The sequence below is a fragment of the Phreatobacter cathodiphilus genome (assembly GCF_003008515.1).
GTDB lineage: Bacteria > Pseudomonadota > Alphaproteobacteria > Rhizobiales > Phreatobacteraceae > Phreatobacter > Phreatobacter cathodiphilus.
On record NZ_CP027668.1, the window covers coordinates 240,632 to 258,846 of the forward strand.

Annotated in this window: 20 protein-coding genes; 4 read left to right on the forward strand and 16 right to left on the reverse strand. The window is 67.6% G+C overall.

Features of this window, described 5'->3' with window-relative positions:
- Window positions 1-65 precede the first annotated feature (65 nt).
- The 11 genes from C6569_RS01180 to C6569_RS01225 all read right to left on the reverse strand — a co-directional run bounded on the left by C6569_RS01180 (window position 66) and on the right by C6569_RS01225 (window position 9,632).
- Window positions 66-803, reverse strand: a complete 738-nt coding sequence (locus C6569_RS01180; protein WP_106747126.1) for a pyridoxine 5'-phosphate synthase — start codon at window positions 801-803, stop codon at window positions 66-68.
- Between the two features lie 39 nt (window positions 804-842).
- A complete protein-coding gene (ilvN, locus tag C6569_RS01185; protein ID WP_106747127.1) occupies window positions 843-1,421 on the reverse strand; it encodes an acetolactate synthase small subunit in 579 nt (192 codons plus the stop codon).
- Between the two features lie 22 nt (window positions 1,422-1,443).
- Window positions 1,444-1,836, reverse strand: a complete 393-nt coding sequence (locus C6569_RS01190; RefSeq protein WP_106747128.1) for a type II toxin-antitoxin system VapC family toxin — start codon at window positions 1,834-1,836, stop codon at window positions 1,444-1,446.
- A 2-nt stretch (window positions 1,837-1,838) separates the two neighbouring features.
- The gene (locus tag C6569_RS01195; RefSeq protein WP_181313869.1) at window positions 1,839-2,120 is read right to left on the reverse strand and encodes an AbrB/MazE/SpoVT family DNA-binding domain-containing protein; all 282 of its coding nucleotides are present in this window, start codon (window positions 2,118-2,120) and stop codon (window positions 1,839-1,841) included.
- A 65-nt stretch (window positions 2,121-2,185) separates the two neighbouring features.
- Window positions 2,186-3,946, reverse strand: a complete 1,761-nt coding sequence (locus tag C6569_RS01200; RefSeq protein ID WP_106747130.1) for an acetolactate synthase 3 large subunit — start codon at window positions 3,944-3,946, stop codon at window positions 2,186-2,188.
- 305 nt (window positions 3,947-4,251) lie between these two features.
- On the reverse strand, window positions 4,252-5,661 hold the full coding sequence (locus tag C6569_RS01205; protein WP_106747131.1) for an ImmA/IrrE family metallo-endopeptidase: 1,410 nt from the start codon (window positions 5,659-5,661) through the stop codon (window positions 4,252-4,254).
- Entirely contained in the window at window positions 5,658-6,077 is a 420-nt protein-coding gene (locus C6569_RS21615; RefSeq protein WP_146144703.1) for a hypothetical protein, read from the reverse strand. The genes C6569_RS01205 and C6569_RS21615 overlap by 4 nt, the downstream gene beginning before the upstream one ends.
- A 164-nt stretch (window positions 6,078-6,241) precedes the next feature.
- The gene (locus tag C6569_RS01210; RefSeq protein ID WP_106750835.1) at window positions 6,242-6,730 is read right to left on the reverse strand and encodes an RES family NAD+ phosphorylase; all 489 of its coding nucleotides are present in this window, start codon (window positions 6,728-6,730) and stop codon (window positions 6,242-6,244) included.
- A gap of 317 nt (window positions 6,731-7,047) precedes the next feature.
- On the reverse strand, window positions 7,048-7,485 hold the full coding sequence (locus C6569_RS01215) for an antitoxin Xre-like helix-turn-helix domain-containing protein (RefSeq protein ID WP_106747132.1): 438 nt from the start codon (window positions 7,483-7,485) through the stop codon (window positions 7,048-7,050).
- Window positions 7,486-7,908: 423 nt separating this feature from the next.
- On the reverse strand, window positions 7,909-9,306 hold the full coding sequence (locus C6569_RS01220; RefSeq protein WP_106747133.1) for an amidase: 1,398 nt from the start codon (window positions 9,304-9,306) through the stop codon (window positions 7,909-7,911).
- 122 nt (window positions 9,307-9,428) lie between these two features.
- Window positions 9,429-9,632, reverse strand: coding sequence for a hypothetical protein (locus tag C6569_RS01225; protein WP_106747134.1), 204 nt, complete (start codon window positions 9,630-9,632; stop codon window positions 9,429-9,431).
- Window positions 9,633-9,803: 171 nt separating this feature from the next.
- Between C6569_RS01225 and C6569_RS01230 the strand changes: the two genes are divergently transcribed.
- On the forward strand, window positions 9,804-10,706 hold the full coding sequence (locus C6569_RS01230; protein ID WP_106747135.1) for a DUF2865 domain-containing protein: 903 nt from the start codon (window positions 9,804-9,806) through the stop codon (window positions 10,704-10,706).
- Here C6569_RS01230 and C6569_RS01235 read toward each other — a convergent pair.
- From C6569_RS01235 to C6569_RS01245, 3 genes are all read right to left on the reverse strand, one after another.
- Window positions 10,703-11,485: a ChaN family lipoprotein gene (locus tag C6569_RS01235; protein ID WP_245898203.1), complete on the reverse strand. Its 783-nt coding sequence runs from the start codon at window positions 11,483-11,485 to the stop codon at window positions 10,703-10,705. The two genes, C6569_RS01230 and C6569_RS01235, sit on opposite strands and share 4 nt — an antisense overlap.
- Window positions 11,486-11,771: 286 nt before the next feature.
- A complete protein-coding gene (locus tag C6569_RS01240; RefSeq protein WP_425440708.1) occupies window positions 11,772-12,827 on the reverse strand; it encodes a sensor histidine kinase in 1,056 nt (351 codons plus the stop codon).
- 195 nt (window positions 12,828-13,022) lie between these two features.
- Window positions 13,023-14,261 (reverse strand): multidrug effflux MFS transporter, encoded by a 1,239-nt coding sequence (locus tag C6569_RS01245; RefSeq protein ID WP_215905781.1) that lies wholly within the window; start codon window positions 14,259-14,261, stop codon window positions 13,023-13,025.
- A 267-nt stretch (window positions 14,262-14,528) separates the two neighbouring features.
- On the opposite strand from C6569_RS01245, the gene C6569_RS01250 reads away from it, so the two are divergent.
- From C6569_RS01250 to C6569_RS01260, 3 genes are all read left to right on the forward strand, one after another.
- Window positions 14,529-15,512 (forward strand): Bug family tripartite tricarboxylate transporter substrate binding protein, encoded by a 984-nt coding sequence (locus C6569_RS01250; RefSeq protein WP_181313870.1) that lies wholly within the window; start codon window positions 14,529-14,531, stop codon window positions 15,510-15,512.
- A gap of 177 nt (window positions 15,513-15,689) precedes the next feature.
- Window positions 15,690-16,664 carry a Bug family tripartite tricarboxylate transporter substrate binding protein gene (locus tag C6569_RS01255; protein ID WP_106747137.1) on the forward strand — a complete coding sequence of 325 codons (975 nt, stop codon included), beginning with the start codon at window positions 15,690-15,692 and terminating at the stop codon, window positions 16,662-16,664.
- Window positions 16,665-16,704: 40 nt separating this feature from the next.
- A complete protein-coding gene (locus C6569_RS01260) occupies window positions 16,705-17,550 on the forward strand; it encodes an aldo/keto reductase (protein ID WP_106750839.1) in 846 nt (281 codons plus the stop codon).
- Window positions 17,551-17,556: 6 nt separating this feature from the next.
- On the opposite strand, the gene C6569_RS01265 is transcribed toward C6569_RS01260, so the two are convergent.
- Both C6569_RS01265 and yacG read right to left on the reverse strand, forming a co-directional pair.
- Complete coding sequence (locus C6569_RS01265; RefSeq protein ID WP_106747138.1) at window positions 17,557-17,883, reverse strand: hypothetical protein; 327 nt, start codon at window positions 17,881-17,883, stop codon at window positions 17,557-17,559.
- A 103-nt stretch (window positions 17,884-17,986) separates the two neighbouring features.
- Complete coding sequence (gene yacG / locus C6569_RS01270; RefSeq protein ID WP_106747139.1) at window positions 17,987-18,190, reverse strand: DNA gyrase inhibitor YacG; 204 nt, start codon at window positions 18,188-18,190, stop codon at window positions 17,987-17,989.
- Window positions 18,191-18,215 lie beyond the last annotated feature (25 nt).

Below are 18,215 nucleotides of genomic sequence, written 5' to 3' on the forward strand. Positions count from 1 at the left end.
GGTGGGACAGCGGCGTCCGGCTGGCGGCGGCCGGGCCCGCGCGACAGGGCCAGCCGGCGCGCCGATCAGCCGCCGCAGGCCTTCTTGTAAAGCCTCACCGTCTCCGCCATCCCGTGGATGAGGGCGTCGGCGGTGAGCGCATGGCCAATGGACACCTCCGCGATGGCCGGCGCCGCGGCCACCAGCGGCGGCAGGTTGTCGAGGGTGAGATCGTGGCCGGCATTGACGGCGAGGCCCGCGGCCGTGGCGGCCGCGGTCGTGGCAACAAGCTTCTTCAGCTCCGACGCCTGCACCGCCGCATCGGCCGCATGGCCATAGGGGCCGGTATAGAGTTCGATCCTGTCGGTGCCGGTCGCCTTGGCCGCCGGTACCAGCGCCGGGTCGGCGTCGAGGAAGATCGACACCCGCATGCCCTTCGCCTTCAGCCGCGCGATGACGCGCTTCAGGAGGTCGGCGTCGCGGTGCACGTCCCAGCCGTGGTCGGAGGTCGCCTGCGCCGGATCGTCCGGCACCAGCGTCACCTGATGCGGCTTCACCTCCTCGCAGAGCGCCAGGAAGCGCTCGTCGGGATAGCCCTCGATGTTGAACTCGGCGGCGGGGAAGTCCGCGCGCAGAAGCGCGGCGAGATCGAACACGTCGTGCCGGCGGATGTGCCGCTCGTCGGGGCGCGGATGCACGGTGATCCCCGCCGCCCCGGCCTCGAGCGCGATGCGGGCAAGGCCCGTGACGCTCGGCCAGGGCAGGTTGCGCCGGTTGCGCAGCTGCGCGACGGCGTTGACGTTGACGGACAGATGCGTCGGCATGGCTCTAGCCTCGGTCGGGCGAACTTAACGGACGCGCATTCAGCGTCCCTGCGCACCGTCCGGCAAGGCCGCTTCCTGCATGCCTTCCGCGCCGCGGCTCATGGCGGCGATGCCGGTGCGCGACACCTCCACGAGGCCGACCACGCCCATCAGGCGGATGAAGCGCTCCACCTCCTCCGTCGTCCCCGTCAGTTCGAAGACGAAGGAGTTGAGGGTGGCGTCCAGCGTGTGCGCGCCGAAGGCCCCGGCGAGGCGCAGCGCCTCGACGCGGGCATCGCCCTTGCCGCGCACCTTGACGAGGCAGAGCTCGCGCTCCAGCGCCGAGCCCTGGACGGTCAGGTCCACCACCCGGTGGACGGGCACCAGCCGGTCGAGCTGGGTCTTGATCTGCTCGATCACCTTCTCGGTGCCGGTGGTGACGATGGTGATGCGCGAGACGTGCTTCTCGTGCTCGGTCTCCGACACCGTCAGGCTCTCGATGTTGTAGCCGCGGCCGGAGAACATGCCGGCGATGCGGGCGAGGACGCCGGGCTCGTTGTCGACCAGCACGGCGAGCGTGTGGCGGCGCTCGGCGTGGATGGCGTCGGAGAGGAAATAGGCGGACTGGGACTGGGTCATGGGGCGGGTGTTTCGCAACAGGCTAGGCCAGCGAGACTGGCGTTGGGGTGGCAAGACGCTGCGCTCTGCGTGCGAGCGGTACGTCGAGCGTGACGAAGCGGCGCGCCGGAGCGGCCGTGGACAGATGCAGGGCGTCGGCGAAATCGATGCCGGCGCGCATGAGCTTCAGGGCGGAGTGGATCGCGTCGGGCGTCTGCGTCTCCACCTGTGGCAGGCCCAGAAAGGCCGTGAGGCTGTCGGCAATCGCGTCGCGGTCCAGCCCGTAGCGACCGCGCAGGACCCATTCGGCCTCCAGCAGCACCGTCGTCGGGACCAGCACCGGCCCCTGTGACAGCGCCGCCGCCGCGCGCCGGTACATGTCCTCGTCATCGCGGATGATGATGCGGACGAGGATGTTGGTGTCGATCGCGTCCATGGTCAGGAGCCGCTGTCGTCATATTCGTGACCCCACCGGCGACGCATCGCGGCATCCAGCGCCGGCTGCCATTCGCTCTCGGGGATCGCGGGGCCGGAATACCACCGCTTCCCCATGCCGCCGACCTGGTCGAGCGACGTCTCAGGGAAGGGGCGCGCCGCCTCCATGACGATGCGCCGGCCCTCGGTGAACACCCGGAGCTTCGCACCGGCGTCGATGCCGAGCTCGTCGCGTATGCTCTTGGGGATGATCACCTGCCCCTTGGTGGAGACGGTCGTGTCCATGGCTCCCTCCGGAAGTGCGGTAAGACGGCGGTAAGATAACATCCCGCCGCCGTCCCCGCCACGCCTCACACCAGCTGCTTGCCCTTGGCGTCGATGATGTCGCCGGTCTCGCCGGCGAAGTCGGGCAGGATCATCTCGTTGTGCGCCTTGCCCGAGGGGATCATCGGGAAGCAGTTCTCCTCCTTCGCCACCAGGCAGTCGAAGATCACCGGTCCCGGATGGTCGATCATCTCCATGATGGCGGCGTCGAGCTTGGAAGGATCGTCGCAGCGGATGCCCTTGGCGTGATAGGCCTCGGCGAGCTTCACGAAGTCCGGCAGCGCCGCCGAATAGCTCTCCGAATAGCGCCCGCCATGCAGCAGCTCCTGCCACTGGCGCACCATGCCCATGTACTCGTTGTTGAGGATGAAGATCTTGATCGGCAGCCGATACTGCGCCGCCGTCGACATCTCCTGCATGTTCATCAGCACCGAGGCCTCGCCCGCCACGCAGACGACGAGGTCCTTCGGGTTGGCGAGCTGCACGCCCACCGCCGCCGGCAGGCCGTAGCCCATGGTGCCGAGGCCGCCGGAGGTCATCCACCGGTTCGGCTCGTCGAAATGCAGATACTGCGCCGCCCACATCTGGTGCTGGCCGACCTCTGTCGTGATGAAGCGCTTGCGCCCCTTGGTCAGCGCCTCCAGCCGCTCGAGGGCATATTGCGGCTTGATGATGCTCTCGGAGTTCGTATAGGCGAGCGATTTGCGCGCCCGCCAGCCGTCGATCTGCAGCCACCAGGCCTTGATCGCCGGCTTGTCGACCTGTCCGGCCACGTCCTTCCACAGCCGCACCATGTCCTCGAGCACGTGGGCGCAGTCGCCGACGATGCCGATGTCCACCTTGACGTTCTTGTTGATGGACGAGGGGTCGATGTCGATGTGGATCTTCTTCGACCCCGGCGAGAAGGCGTCGAGCCGCCCGGTGATGCGGTCGTCGAAGCGCGCGCCGATGTTCACCATCAGGTCGCAGCCGTGCATGGCGAGGTTCGCCTCGTAGGTGCCGTGCATGCCGAGCATGCCCAGCCACTGCGGGTCATGCGCCGGATAGGCGCCGAGGCCCATCAGCGTCGAGGTGATCGGATAGCCGGTGGCCCGCACCAGCTCGCGCAGGAGCTGCGCCGCCTGCGGGCCGGCATTGATGACGCCGCCGCCGGTGTAGAACACCGGGCGCTTGGCCTTGGCGATCAGCTCCACCGCCGCCTTGATCTTGCCGAGGTCGCCCTTGATCTGCGGCCGGTAGGTCTTGTGCTGGTTGTCGCGCGGCTTCTCGTATTTGCCGCTCTTGAACTGGATGTCCTTGGGGATGTCGATGACCACGGGGCCCGGCCGGCCGTTCTGCGCGACATAGAAGGCCTCGTGCAGGATGCGCGGCAGGTCCTCGATGTTCTTCACGAGATAATTGTGCTTGGTGCAGTGGCGCGTGATGCCGACCGTGTCGGCCTCCTGGAACGCGTCCGAGCCGATGAGATGGGTCGGCACCTGGCCGGTGAAGCAGACCAGCGGGATCGAATCCATCAGTGCGTCGGTGAGGCCGGTGACGGCATTGGTCGCGCCGGGGCCGGAGGTGACGAGCACCACGCCCACCTTGCCGGAGGAGCGGGCATAGCCCTCCGCCGCATGCACCGCGCCCTGCTCGTGGCGGACGAGGATGTGCTTGACGCTGTCCTGCTGGAAGAGCGCGTCGTAGATCGGCAGCACGGCGCCGCCGGGATAGCCGAACAGGGTGTTGACGCCCTGGTCGATCAGGGCCTGCACCACCATTTCGGCACCGGTCATCTCGCGGGACATGGGGTCGGTTTCCTTGTAGGTCGTCTGAAGGTCGGTTGTTGCAGCGAGGCGTTAGGGGACGGGGTCGTTCAGGGCAACAAAAAAGGCCCCGTGAGGGACCTTGTGTTGAGCGCCACCGTTCGGCCGCCGTGTGAGTGATCACACGTCCGTCGATGGCGCCCCGGATACAATAAGGATGAAACGCACGGCGTGCGGCTCCGATTGAAAGAGGCGCGGACCATAGGGGAGGGCGGGGAGGGGTGTCAATGGGTGTGGTCGTGCTTCATGTTGATCAACTGCGGAAGAAAAGAATGAGCAAGGAGCGATTAGCGTTGCGGGAGAAGCGCATCCAGAGTTTGACTCAGATTAGCGCCATACAATCGCGCGCCGTGCTCAAGCTTCCACGACGAAACGCTCTTTGAGAGTGAGTATTTTTGGCAAAGATCGCCAACAAGATTCTCAAGCCCTTGCCTGTCGGTCGGACGCCCAGCATCAATCCAAGCTATTCCAGCGGCGCGACTGGGCAGAAGCAATTCGGCCGCGAATGCTCTTGCTCGCTGCTCGACTGGTGCAGGCATTCGGCTGAGCAACACGTCGACCACTCCCAGCGCGTGCCCTCGGTCAATAAGGAAATGACAAAACTCATGCGCAAGAGTTACCCTAAGCTGCCCTGAATGCTCAGCATCTTCTGAGCCAGGCACACTGTGTCGACGGCTGCCAGAGTTTAAGAGCGTGGCCGGCCCGTGCAGATTTCCCCATACCGCAATGGCGTCCAGCGTAGATGGGCCAAAAGCCTCAACGCAAACCGTAGCGCCAAGCTTTCTGACTAGTTCAAATACATCCAAGTATTCGTAAGATGACACGCCAATTTTTTGTCGCACGAAGCCTGCCAGTGCCTCGCCCTGTTCGAAGGGGCGTGCTGTTGAATAGCGGCTTTGCACGAAGATGTGCGATGCAGCAGAAAGAGCGTCGAGGCCTGCAGCATTCGTTTTCGGGAACTGAACGATACGCTCAAGAATCGCTTCGATGTCCTCGGGAAGAAGAGAATTGGCCATACGTGCGGCAATGCGAATTTCGTCATTGTCGTTGGCCGCTTCGGTTACATTCGCCGGAACTGTGAGTAAGCCGGACTCTGCAAGGTTCCTTGCCGTTTCTTCGTCCAACCCGGTCGACCACCGCAGCAGGCCAATTCCCTCCCCAGCGTCGCGTGCTTTCCATGCCGAGACCAACGTGGACCATCGGCTGTCTCCAAGTCGGTCAGCGATCCAATCGCCCGCAGCCTGCAACGCCTCCCGCGCTGCTTCATAGCTGACCTCAACGAAGTATTCGCCCGTATCGACCAGCATTCTTTCGCCAGAACGAAAAAACCACAGCGGCGGTAGGTCAAAATACCCAGCAAAGCAGCGAGAAATGTCGTGGCATTCTTGAAACGCTTCTAATGCTATATCCTCTTGCTCAACCTGAGGTTCTGGCTTTGAGGCCCATCGTTTCTCGGCTTCAGGCCGCAATAGGGAAGGCCGTAATGGGTTCAGCGCCAGAGGAAACGTTTGGCGCAGCATCAAAGGCTTCCAAAATTCAGTCAAATGGGAGAGAAGATCATCAATCTGAACTTCAACGGTTGAACTATCCACCCCGCGATTCGGCCATATGGTGACATCATCCAAAGCCACTGAGAAATGGCAGGTAGATAATCTTTCGGAGCCAATTGGATTGAGCTTCAACGAGAATTTGGTCATCGCCCGTGCCTTACAATGTGCATTCGAACCCAGTCGTCAAACTGAGATAGACAGCCTTCGCGTTCAGCCATATTTCGTAGCTTGTCTAGCACACTTTCCCTCAGTTTCCCGCGAAACGGATAAGCATGATAAGATATGCCAAAATCAGATGTTTGCGCTTCATAGATGGCGCCTTGGCGTACTGCGTATAATTTTTTTGCTGCAGGCACCTCTCGATCACCGTTATCTATAGGTATTGCAATCTGCAAAAGACGATCACGCTCTTCATTCGATATTGAGCGGGGGCATTTCCCCACAATCTTTTTTGGGTTGTCTTCAGGAACAAAAAACTCTGGTTCAGCGCCTTTACCTACATGCTTGAAGCGCCGCTCACCCTTGTCATATTTGCGTCCAGCCTGCGTTGGTTGGTTTTGCAAGGCGTCGCCCCTCTGCGCCCATCTATCGGGTTCAAATAGCACGCAGCGTTACGCCAGCGAAGTGTAGTTGCTACCGAGACAAAAAATCCTTGAAATTGCAGTCGTTGGGACGTTTTCATGCCGTGACTTTTTGCGAGAACGCGACGGGACGTTCGGCCCAAAGGCTACCGCCCCTCCTCATCCCACGCCACCACCTGCTGCGCGGCCCCGCCCCACCGCCACAGCACCAGATTCCGCATCCCCTCCGTCGCTCCGGTCGCAAAGCTCGGCACCAGCGCCCCGGCCACTCCCGCCTTAATGAGCCGCTTCGCGAGGGTCCATGAGGGCGGCACGCGGCCCTCGGCGCGGTCCAGCATCCAGGCGCAGCCGAGGGTCGTGAGGTCCGTGCCGGCGGCTTGCCGGCCCGCCTCCGTCGTGAGGTCGAGGATATCGGCACAGTCCACGTCGTAGGTCACCACCGTCAGCGGCGCGAAGCGGTGGGCGAAGCCGTGGGAGACTTCTGCGAACATGCCCTCGATGGAGAGCGCCAGGTACAGCGCCGCCATGCCCTTCGGGTTGAACCGCCCGCCATGGATCGCCGCGCCCGCCCCGGAGGTCGGCGCGAAGGCCCAGCGCGGGTCATGCGCCCGGTAGGCGAGGCCGCGATAGCGGATGAGGGGGAGGGGTGTCACGCTGTCACCGGGTCATGTGGGCCGCCGCCCTCTCTGCTGCGCCATGCGCGGCGTCTCGCCGCCAGATGGTCGAAGCGCGCGCTGCCCTCACCGCGTCATGCCCGGGCGATAGGCGGCCCTTGGCCGCCGTTCTCTGCCAAGAACGCCGAGGCGAAGCCTCGGCTGTGCCGGGCATCCACGACTTGAACACCGCAGCTCGACCAGAATTCGTGGATGCCCGGGCCAAGCCCGGGGATGACGGGTGGAGGTTCGCGAGGCGGCTGCGGAGAGGCCGCATCGCGCGCCCCGCCGCCCACACCTCAGGCGAAGCCGCCGGTGGCGACATGGTCGAGCCAGTCGCGCAGGGCGGCCGCCTTGCCGTCCTTGACGAGGCTCTCCGCCGTCCGCCCCCCGAAGGCCGGCAGCGGCTCGGCGCGATACCAGGCGAGGGCCTGTTTCTCGCCGCCGGCCCAGTCGCTGACGCGGGCGACGATCTCGATCATTTCGGTGACGCGCCCCTGCGTCTTCGGCGCTTTCGCCCGCGCGGCGCGGTGGAAGGTCTCGGGGCTCACGCCCATCGTGTCGGCGAGCTGCGCCTTCGACAGCCCGAACCTCTCCGCCACCCGGTCGATGACGATGAGGCCGTCCGTGTCGAAATAGGTGGCAGTGCGGGCCGGGCCGCGGCGCACCGCCTCGGCCGCCGCCGCCTTGCGCGACGTGGCGGCACGGGACACCGGCTTGTCCGTCCTGGCGGTCATCGTATGCCATCTCCCATGGCAGATAAGACCGGCAGAATATATGGCATTTCTACCGTCGCGGCAAGCCGCGTCCGCAGGGGACGGCATGGAGGCATGGGACGGCGGCGCGAAGGCCAGGGCGATCAGGGCCAGCAGTGCGACGATGACGGGTCTCATGCGGTCCTCCTGTTGCGAGAAGAGGGAGGATGCCTGAGGCGACCGCCGGCGTCAAGTAAAAAATCCTATGATAGGACGTTAGGCGGAATTGCGGGGCCTTGCCTCCCCCTCACCCGCCCGCTGCCGCGGGCACCCTCTCCCACGAGGGGAGAGGGATCGCGGCGGGGCGGGGTGTGCCAGTTCGAATGCGCCGCGCGACGCAGTCTCCCTCTCCCCTCGTGGGACAGGGTGGCACCGTCAGGCGCCGGGTGAGGGCCTCCGCCACACTCACCCCTTCCGCCGCTCCGCCGCCAGCACCGTCTCCGCCACCCAGCGGGCGATGCCGGTGAGGGCGTGGTCGCCGTGCTGCTGGCCGATCACCTGCACGCCGCAGGGCAGGCCGTCGACGGCCAGCAGCGGCAGCGAGATGGCCGGCGCGCCGGTCACCGAGGTCCAGGCGTTGAAGGCCGGCAGGCCGGTGGTGTGGGCGATGCCGGAATCGGTGCCCTTGTTGTCGAGGCGCGGGGCGGCGCCGACGTTCGACAGGCAGATCATGGCGTCCCCCGCCGCCGCCACGGCGAGCAGGGCGCGCTTGGCATGGTCGCGGGCCACCAGCAGGGCGCGGTACTCGTCCAGCGTCACCTTCTGGCCGAGAATGTGCCGCTGCATCATGCTGTCGGAGAGGCCGCCGCCGTGCTCGGCCACCAGATTGTCGAGCGACCAGCGCATCTCGTAGGCGCAGATGTCCCGCGTCATGGCGAGGCTGTCGCCGATGGCCCGCTCGAAGGCCTCCACGACGGGGTTGTCGCGGCGAGAGACGATCTCGACGCCGGCGTCGCGCAGCACCGCCAGCACGCCCTCGAAGGCGGCGCGGGAGGCGGCGTCGGTGGCCGCCCAGCCCTCCGCCTCGATCACCACGAGGCGGGAGGGTGCGACGGGGGCGTGCAGCGTCGCCGGGCCGACCAGGCCGGGATAGCCGGGATCGCCGCCGGCCCTGATGGCGATTGCGTGGGCGACGCGCCACATGTCCTCGAGGCTGCCGGCATGGACGCCGAGATGGCTCTGGCTGAAGCCCTGCCGTTCGCCGCGGTGCAGGGCGCCCATGGTGGGCTTCAGCGCGTAATTGGCGCAGAAGCCGGCCGGCCGAATGCAGGAGCCGACCACCTGCGAGCCCAGCGTCACCGGCACCATGCGGGCGCCCACCGCCGCGGCCGAACCCGAGGACGAGCCGCCCGGCGAATGCTCCGCCGAGAAGGGATTGGTGGTGGGGCCGGGATGGGACATGCCGAGCTCGGTCGTCACCGCCTTGCCGAGGATGACCGCGCCTGCCGCCCGCAGCGCCTGCACGCTGGCCGAATCCTGCTTCGGCCAGTTTTTCTCATAGAGGGGGCTGCCCATCTTCGTCGGCATGTCGCGGGTGGCGTAGAGGTCCTTGATACCCACCGGGATCCCGTCGATGGGCGAGAGCGGCTGCCCCGCCTTATAGCGCTCCGTGGCGGCATCCGCCGCGGCGCGGGCGCCCTCCCGGTTCAGCGTCACCCAGGCCTTCACCACCGGCTCGCGCTCGTCGATCGTGGCGAGGCAGCGTTCCAGATAGGCCCGCGGGCTGTCGGTGCCGGCGAGGAAGTTCGGCACCTGGTCACAATAGGTCAGGGCCTGGAACGTGGTCGGGCTGTAGGACGGCATCGGCGGCTCCCGGCGATACGAGGGTATCGGCGAATGCTAGACGCCTTTGCCGGGATGGGGATGGCCGTCGCCGCACGACAGGGGCGAGCCCGGCGCAGGGACGTGCCGCAGGGCGGTGCGGCTCAGCCCGGGCGCTGCGCCTCCGGCAGGATGGCGGCGGTCAGCGTCAGCACGGTTTCGGCCGGCTCGTCCTCGGCGAGCGCCGCGATGTCGTCGAGCAGGGCGCGGATGGCGCGGCGGGGATCGCCGTCGAATTCGGCCAGCACGGCCTCGACCTCGGGGTCCTCGACGGCGGCGCTGCGGATGGCGGTGAGGCTCTGGGCCATGGATCTCTCCTCCTCGGGTTGAGATCACCCTACACGGCCTCTTGCCAAATTCTGTCAGCAGGATGGCAGCAAGCCCATCAACCCTAACGCGAGCCGGTGCTTGCCGGATGGTTTCCGAAGCGTTAAGAGATGACGTAAGGTTAATCGTTACCCCCCTACCGGTGCCGTCTCATGTTCCGCGTTTTCGGCATTGTCGCCGTCCTCGGCCTGGCCTGCCTGTCGATTTCCGGATCGGTGGCGGAGGATCGCGACGAGTTCTACGCCATCGCCCGCGGCGAGAGCGGTCGCCGTGCCGCGCCTGCGGCGCCGGGCGGCTGGTTCGGTCAGCGCCAGGCGCCGACCGTGGCGCATCTGCCCGCCGGCAGGGCGCCGCGCCAGATGAACACCCGCCCGACGCGCCAGGGTCAGGCGCTGGCGGGGGCCGACGGCTCCTCCCGTGCCTTCTGCGTGCGCTCCTGCGACGGCTATTTCTTCCCCGTCGGCCCGGCCACCGGCGGCGCCGGCCGCACCGCCCAGGCGGAGGCCTGCGGCGCCATGTGCCCCGGCGCCAGCGTGCGCCTCTACCCCGCCCGCAACGGCGCCATCGAGACGGCGCGCTCCGAGACGGGCCAACTCTACGGCGCCACCGCCACCGCCTTCCGCTATCGCGAGCGGCTCGTGCCGGGCTGCTCCTGCCAGGCGAACGTCACCCAGGGCCTGGCGCGCCTCGCGCTGGCGAAGGACCACACGCTGCGCACCGGCGACGTGGTGGTGACGGATCAGGGCGTGCGCGTGTTCCGTGCCGGCGGACGCTTCCCGCACCAGCCGCGCGACTTCGTCACCGCGCGCGCCTATGGGCGCCTGTCGCCGGACATGCGCCGGCGCGTGGAGGAGATCGAGACGGCCCGCCTGCCCGAGCGGCTGCGCTATGCCGGCATCGCGCCCGCGTCGACGACCGACACCTTCGCGCGCGCGTCGCGGCTCGAGGGCCTGCGCGAGATGACGGCGCTGCGCGGCCCGGTGCGGCAGATCGCCATCGAGCGGCAGACCGCGCCGCGGATGATGCGGGCGCCGCTGCCGCCGCGCCGGTCCTAGCCTGCGACGAGCCGCGCGCGCGTGCGCCGGGTCGCGGGCGGCTCGGGCCTGTCCAGTCTGAACACCGCGTCCGCCAGGCGGCGGTCGGGCTCGATGGCGAGAGTCTCATCCTGGTTGGGCAGAAGAACGGCGACGTCGGTCACGCCGAGATCGGCGAGCTGGTAGGGCGTGCCGTGGCCGTATTCCAGGTGGCCGCGGCCGATGATGCCGACGACGAGGTCGGCGGTGCCGTCGCCGAGCGCCCGCGCGATGGCGCAGGCGAAGGCGCGGTCCCAGGTCTGCTGCGCGCGCACGAAGCGATCCCACCCCGCATCGTCCGGGCCGGCGGCGCCGGGCGCGCGCCCGCCCGCGCCGGTCAGCTCGAACAGGTAGCGCCGGTAGGCGGATGTCGCGGGCGCCGCCGGCGTCAGCCCGTCGCGCTCTTCCTCGGGGATGGCGGCCCAGCCCTCCTTGCCCACGCGCGTGACGAGCGGGCGGTGGCAGTTGAGGGCCAGCATGCGCACGCGCGCCTGCCGGCAGATGTGGAAGATCGGCAGATAGATTTCGGCGGGAAAGCCCCAGACCGTATCCCACTCGCTCTCCGCCAGGAAGGCGGCGGTCGAGAGCTGACCGTCGACCCAGCGGTCGAGCACCGGCTGCAGCCGCCGGGGAAACATCTCGAAGCCGACGGCAAGGCGCGGCTGGAGCTGGTGCAGGGCCGCGATCACATGCATCTGCCAGCGGTGGATCTCGGCCACGTCGTGCGTCTCGCCGAGCAGGACGGCCTGCCGACGCGCCATCCGCTCCATCAGGGCCCGCCCATCGAGAATCGCGCCCGTGAGGGGATCGCACCATGCGGCGCGGGGATGGGGGTGGTGTATGGCCATCGAACTCACCATGCGGGATCGACGGGTTCTGACGGTCATCGTTGACGCGGTCAATCAGCTTTGTCTGGCAAGCGGTGGGAGGGGCGACGACGGCCCTGTCCTGCCGGAGCCGCCTCAGGCGACCCGGAGGCGCGCGAGGACATGGTTTTGCCCGGTGCGGAACTGCCCCGCCTGCGGCGAGCGGCGCTCGGCGTTCCTGTCAGGCCGTCCGCCCGGCAGCGATCGCCGCGAGGCCCGTGTCAGCCTGCGTGCTTTCCTCGTGGACGATCTTCGTCTGAGTGCCAGGTGCCATATCGTTCACATAAATGGTCGCCTGCATCCGGTTGGCGAGTGCCTCGACGATGCTGGTTCCGAGGCCCGACTTGGCGCCGCCTGCACCGGCTGTCGGCATCCCGACGCCGTTGTCGGTGACGCTGAGGGTCCAACCGGTCGGACCCGAGGAATAGGCGACGACGATGGCCCCGCGGCGTTCGTCGGCAAAGGCGTGCTTCAGCGAATTGATGACCAGTTCCGTAATGGTGAGGCCGAGGCTGATCGAGAACTCGCCGCTCACCGTGGTGTCGTCAGCCTCCACCGTCAGGGTGAGAGCCTCGGGATCACGGATCATCGAGGCGGCGAGGCTGCGGCACAGAGCCGTGAAATAGTCCCGCAAGTGGACGTCGCCGGCCTGTGAATCGGCCAGTTGCCGCTCGACGGATGCGATCGACATCACCCGGTTGCGGGCGTCCGTGAGATGGCCGCGGGCCTCCTCGGACTGGACCCGGCGGGCGCTCTGCATCAGGACGCTGGCGATGATCTGCAGGCTGTTGGCGACCCGGTGATGCACCTCCTGCAGGAGGGCGGCCTTGTCGCGGATGAGGGACTGCTTGAAGCTTTCGGACGACCGCTCATCGGTGGCGTCGAAGATTTCCAGAAGCACGCGCACCTCCGGTCCCGCCGCATGGACGAGACGATGTGCGTGCAGCACCAAGCGTCGCTTGCCCAGGGCCGGGCTGTCGAGATCGAATTCATAGGCCTCGACGTCGGCTGTTCCCATCGCGGTTTCCCGCAACAGCGAGCGCAGGTTCGCCACGCCCCACTCCCCCTGCCCCAGGGCGAAGACGCTGCGACCGTCGACGCTGGCCGGATCGATCTGGAAGGCACGGCAGAAGGACGGGCTCGCTCCGATCACCGTCATGTCGGTTTCGAGAAGGACGAGCGGCGACGTCGAACTGGCAACCACCGCGAGAGCGAGGCTGAGGGCCGGATCTGGGATGGATGGCCGGTGCGGGGTCAAGAACGTCCCCTTTCGCGGAAAACGCGGAGGCCTGCGGAACGCGAGGCTTGCCCGGTCGATACACTCCGTCCGCCGCAAGGGGGGCGCTGGCCGATGGAGAACTGATCCTACCACGTCCGCAAGACCGCCGGTGGAAATACTGTGTGCGGTGCGCTTTCCGGTCTGAACTCTCGCCTATCGTCCCGTCTGCGGCCGGAACAACCGGCCCTTCTCCGCAACCAGAACCATGGCGAGAGCCGCCACGCCGCAGGCGCCGAAGCCCAGCACGATGGGCAGGGCGGTGCCGTTGAAGTGCTGGCCGATCCAGAAGCCGATCAGGGCTCCGCCCACCGTCGAGACGAAGCCCTGCACGGAGGAGGCGGTCCCGGCGACATGGCCGAGCGGATCCATCGCCAGGGCGCCGAAGTTGGAGGCCATCAGGCCGAAGAAGAACATGGTGGCGCACTGGAACAGGGTGAAGGTCCAGAGCGTCTCGTAGCCGGCCAGCGCCACGGAGCCGTGGATCAGCGTCGCCGCGAGATAGCCGATCAGCGCGGTATGCGAGACCCGCCGCATGCCGAACCGTTCGACGACGCGCGAATTGAGGAAGGAGGCGATGGCCATGAACCCGGCGATCACCGCGAAGATGATGGTGAAGATGTCGCTGGCGCGGAAGACGTCCTCGAACAGCTGCTGCGAGGCGTTGATGAAGCCGAACAGGCTGCCGATGACGAAGGTCATGGCGAGCATGTAGCCGACCGACTGGCGCGTCGTCAGACAGATGCGGAAGGCGTTGACGATGGGCCAGAGGGCGATCGGCGTGCGGTCTTCCGGGTGCAGCGTCTCGGGCAGCTTGCGCGCCACCCAGAGCGCCACGACAATCCCGAAGAGGCCGAGCGAGGCGAAGATCCAGCGCCACGGCGCCACCAGGATGATGACCTGGCCGATGGAGGGAGCCAGGATCGGCACCGCGAGGAAGACGATGAAGGCGAGCGACATGACCCGCGCCATCTGCCGGCCGGAAAAGGTGTCGCGGACGATGGAGACGGCGAGCACCCGCGAGGCGGCGGCGCCGATGCCCTGCACCACCCGCGCCACCATCATGGCCTCGAAGCTGGTGGCGAAGGTCGCCGCAAGGCTGCCGACGACATAGATCGCGAGCCCGATGAGCAGCACCGGGCGGCGGCCGAACCGGTCCGCGAGCGTGCCGTAGATGACCTGTGCCACCCCGAAACCGAGCAGGTAGGAGGTGACCACCCACTGCCGGGCGTTCGGCGAGACGATCCCGAGCGCCTCGCCGATTTCCGGCAAGGCGGGGAGCATGGAATCGATGGCCAGCGCATTGGTCGCCATCAGCGCGGCGATCATGGCGACGAACTGGCGGAAGCCCAGTCCGGGATAGGGTGCCGCGGCGGGCGGGGACATGGCGGTCATGGAGGCTCTGCAAAAGGGATATCGCGGCCCGGGGGGCCGCAAGGGCATTCGGGAGTGACGCCCTGACCTAATACGTGGCCCTCCGCGGCACTATTGATTTTGCTGTAATGCAGCATCCCGGCCCGCCGCGGGTTGCGGCGGGGCCCGCCTGACGGCTACCATTTACCCAACGCACACGGTCGGGTGTCACGCTGCCTCGGGTCATCGAGTGGGGGAGCGTGGCTGCAACCCGCTGAAGATGGTCAAACACATGAGGAAATGCTGCTGATGATCACTCGCCGTACGACGCTTGCAGGGCTCGCCGGAGTTCTGGCCGTCCCCGCCATCCGCACCGCTTCGGCCCAGGACGCTTGGCCGTCCCGGCCCGTGCGCATGATCGTGCCTTTCCCGCCGGGCGGCTCTACCGACGTGCTCGCCCGCGTCATCGCCGAGAACCTGTCGAAGGAGATCGGCCAGACCGTCGTCATCGAGAACCGGCCGGGATCGGCCGGCAACGTTGGCGTCAACGCCGTCGCCAAGGCCGAGCCCGACGGCTACACGATCGGCGTCTCGACCATCGGCCCGCTCTCGGCCCATATCGAGCTCTACCGCAACCTGCCCTTCAATCCGCTGACCGATTTCACCTATATCGCCGACATCTACGAGATCCCCAACGTCCTCGTGGTCAACCCGCAGACGCCGGTGTCGACGGTTCAGGAGTTCATCGCCTGGGTGAAGGCGAAGGGCGAGGGCAAGGCCTCCTACGGCACGCCGGGTCTCGGCACCACGGCACACCTGTCGACCGAGTTCCTGTCGCGCAAGGTCGGCATGAAGCCGCTCCACGTGCCCTACCGGACCGGCGCGGTCGCCGTGCAGGATCTCATTGCCGGCCGCATCGACTTCATGTTCGACAACCTGCCGACCATCATCGGCCAGATCCAGGGCAAGACGATCAAGGCGATCGCCGTCTCGACCGCCAAGCGCTGGCCGGGCCTGCCGGAGATTCCGACCATGATCGAGGGCGGAGTCGCCGATTTCGACGTGACCTCCTGGTCGGGCATGATCGCGCCGAAGGGCCTGCCCGACGCCGTCACCAAGAAGCTGGTCGACGCCCATATCAAGATCGGCCAGGACCCGGCCTTCGTGAAGCGCTTCCAGGAGCTCGGCGCCCTCGCGACCATGAAGGGCCCCGACGCCCTCAAGGCGCGCATGGCGACCGAGATCCCGCGCTGGGCCGAGGTGGTGCGCGCCGCCGGCGCCAAGGTCGAGTAACCGGCCGCCCCCGGGCGCACCGCTCCGATGAGAACCCTCCATGGCCGGACATCGTCCCGGCCATGGTCGTTTCAGAAGCCCGGCTGCAAACCGGCTCCCCTCCCAACCGGCCCAGTTGCGCCGTCTTCTGAAATGGCGTTTCATTTCCGAAAGAACCCTTTCGGAGGAAACCTGCCCATGACGTCCGCCAGCCGCCGCACCGTTCTCGCCACCCTCGGGGGCGTCGCGGCCGCCTCGATCCTGCCGGCGAGGGCCCAGTCCTTTCCGGCCAAGCGCGTCACGCTGGTCGTTCCCTTCCCGCCGGGCGGCCCTGTGGACCTGACGGCTCGCCAGATCGGCCAGAAGATCTCCGAATACTGGAACCAGACCGTCATCATCGAGAACCGTCCCGGCGCCGATGCGGTCATCGGCGCCCAGGCGGTGCAGCGCGCCGATCCGGACGGCCACACGCTGCTGGTCTGCGCCATTCATCACTCGGTTCACCCGAGCCTCAAGGCGAGCCTGCCCTACAACTTCCTCGAGGAGTTCGTGCCGGTCAGCGGCGCGGGCATCTTCCCGATCATCGTCTGCGCCCACCCGTCGCTGCCGGTGAACAACGTCGGTGAACTTGCCGCCTATGCCAAGGCCAATCCCGGCAAGCTCGCCTATGGCTCGGCCGGCGTCGGCGGCGGCACCCATCTCGCCGGCGAGCTGTTCAAGAGCATGACCGGTGCGGACATGCTGCACGTCGCCCATCGCGGCAGCGCCCCGGCCATGAGCAGCCTCCTCGGCAACCACGTTCAGCTGATGTTCGCCGATGGCCCCACCGCCGTGCCGCAGGTCCAGGCCAAGACCGTCAAGGCGCTCGGCATCAGCCCGGCCCGCCTGTCCATTCTCCCCGACATCCCGACCATGCCGGAGGCGGGGCTCCCCGGCTATGAGGCCTATTCCTGGTCGGGCATCGTGGCGCCGAAGGGCACGCCGCCCGAGGCCGTCGCGGCACTGAACGCCGCCATGACCCGCGCGCTGAAGGAGCCGGAGACGGTCGAGAAGTTCGAGAAGTTCGGAGCCCAGCCGGCGCCGCAGACCGCCGCCCAGTTCGGGGCCTTCCTGAAGGCCGAGACCGAGAAATGGGCAAAGGTCGTCGCCGAGGCTAAGATCCCGAAGACGTGACACTCCCCGGCGCCGGCTCCGGGGCAACATGGAGCCGGCCATGACCCAGCCCATTGCGACCATTGCCCTTCCCGACGGCGAGGCCGTTCCCGTGATCGGGCAGGGGACCTGGACCATTGCCGATCGCCCAGCCCGCCGCGACGGGGCGGTGGCAGCGCTCAGGGCCGGGCTCGACGCCGGCATGAGGCTGATCGACACGGCGGAGATGTATGGCGACGGCGCTTCCGAGGAGCTCATCGGCGAGGCCATCGCCGGGCGTCGCGACGAGGCCTTCCTCGTGTCCAAGGTCTATCCCCACAATGCCGGCCGCCGCAGCGCCGTCGCGTCTTGCGAGGCCTCGCTACGCCGCCTCAACACCGACCGGCTCGACCTCTACCTCCTCCACTGGCGCGGCGGCATTCCCCTCGCCGAGACGGTCGAGGCCTTCGAGCGGCTGGTTGCTGACGGCAAGATTCGGTGCTGGGGCGTGTCGAATTTCGACGTCGACGACATGGAGGAACTCGTCGCGGCCGGCGGCGAGGCGGTCGCCGTCAACCAAGTGCTCTACAATTGCGGCCGCCGCGGCATCGAGTTCGACCTGATGCCATGGCAGGCCGCGCGCGGCATCCCGGTCATGGCCTATTCGCCCATCGAGCAGGGCCGGCTGCCGCGCCATCCCGCCCTTGCCGCCATCGCCGCCCGCCATCCCGGCGCGACGGCGGCGCAGGTGGCGCTCGCCTTCACGCTGCGCCTCGGCGGTGTCCTCGCCATTCCGCAGATGAGCACGCCCGCCCATGTGGCGGAGAACCGCCCCGCCGCCGATCTCGTGCTGACGGCCGAGGATCTCGCCGAGATCGATCGCGCCTTTCCGCCGCCGGCGCGCAAGCGCCCGCTCGACATGCTCTGACGGCGGTCAGCGCCCGCCCAGGCGATAGCCCGACTGTTCGATGCAGGCGGTGAACTGGCCGCGCTGATCAGGCGTCAGCCTGTCGCGGTCCGGCGTGCCGCGGGCGTTGGACGGATTGGCCACCGCCGCCCGGTAGCAGAGGCGCGCGGCATAGTCGGCGGTGAAGACCTGGCGGTTGACGTCCCCGTCGACCAACTGGCGGGCGAGGCGCCGGGCGGCGGCGCTCTGCTCGGGCGGCAGATCGACGGGGCCATGGGTCTGGGCCGCGGCAGGGACCCCCACAAAGAGGATGGCGAGGGGGGCGGCGAGCGCTGCCGGGCGGAAGGGGATCATCGGGCATGTCCTGTGGCGGCCTGGCCCCGTGATGCCCGCAGTTCGTTGCAGCCCCGCCTCGTCCGCGACAGGCGGCGGTTTCAGCCGCGGCGGGCGCCGGCAGTCACGCCCGGCCGGGGTCGTCCTCGTCCTCCCCCTCGTTCTCGACGACGGGGATGGCATAGGCGCCCTTCAGCCAGCGGTTAAGGTCGATGTCGGCGCAGCGCTTCGAGCAGAAGGGCTTGAAGCGTACCAGGGCGGGCTTGCCGCAGATGCGGCAGGCCTTGGGCGGGTCGACCAGGCGATCGTTGTCGTTCACGGCGTTCATGGGTGGGGTCATGGCATGCGATGGG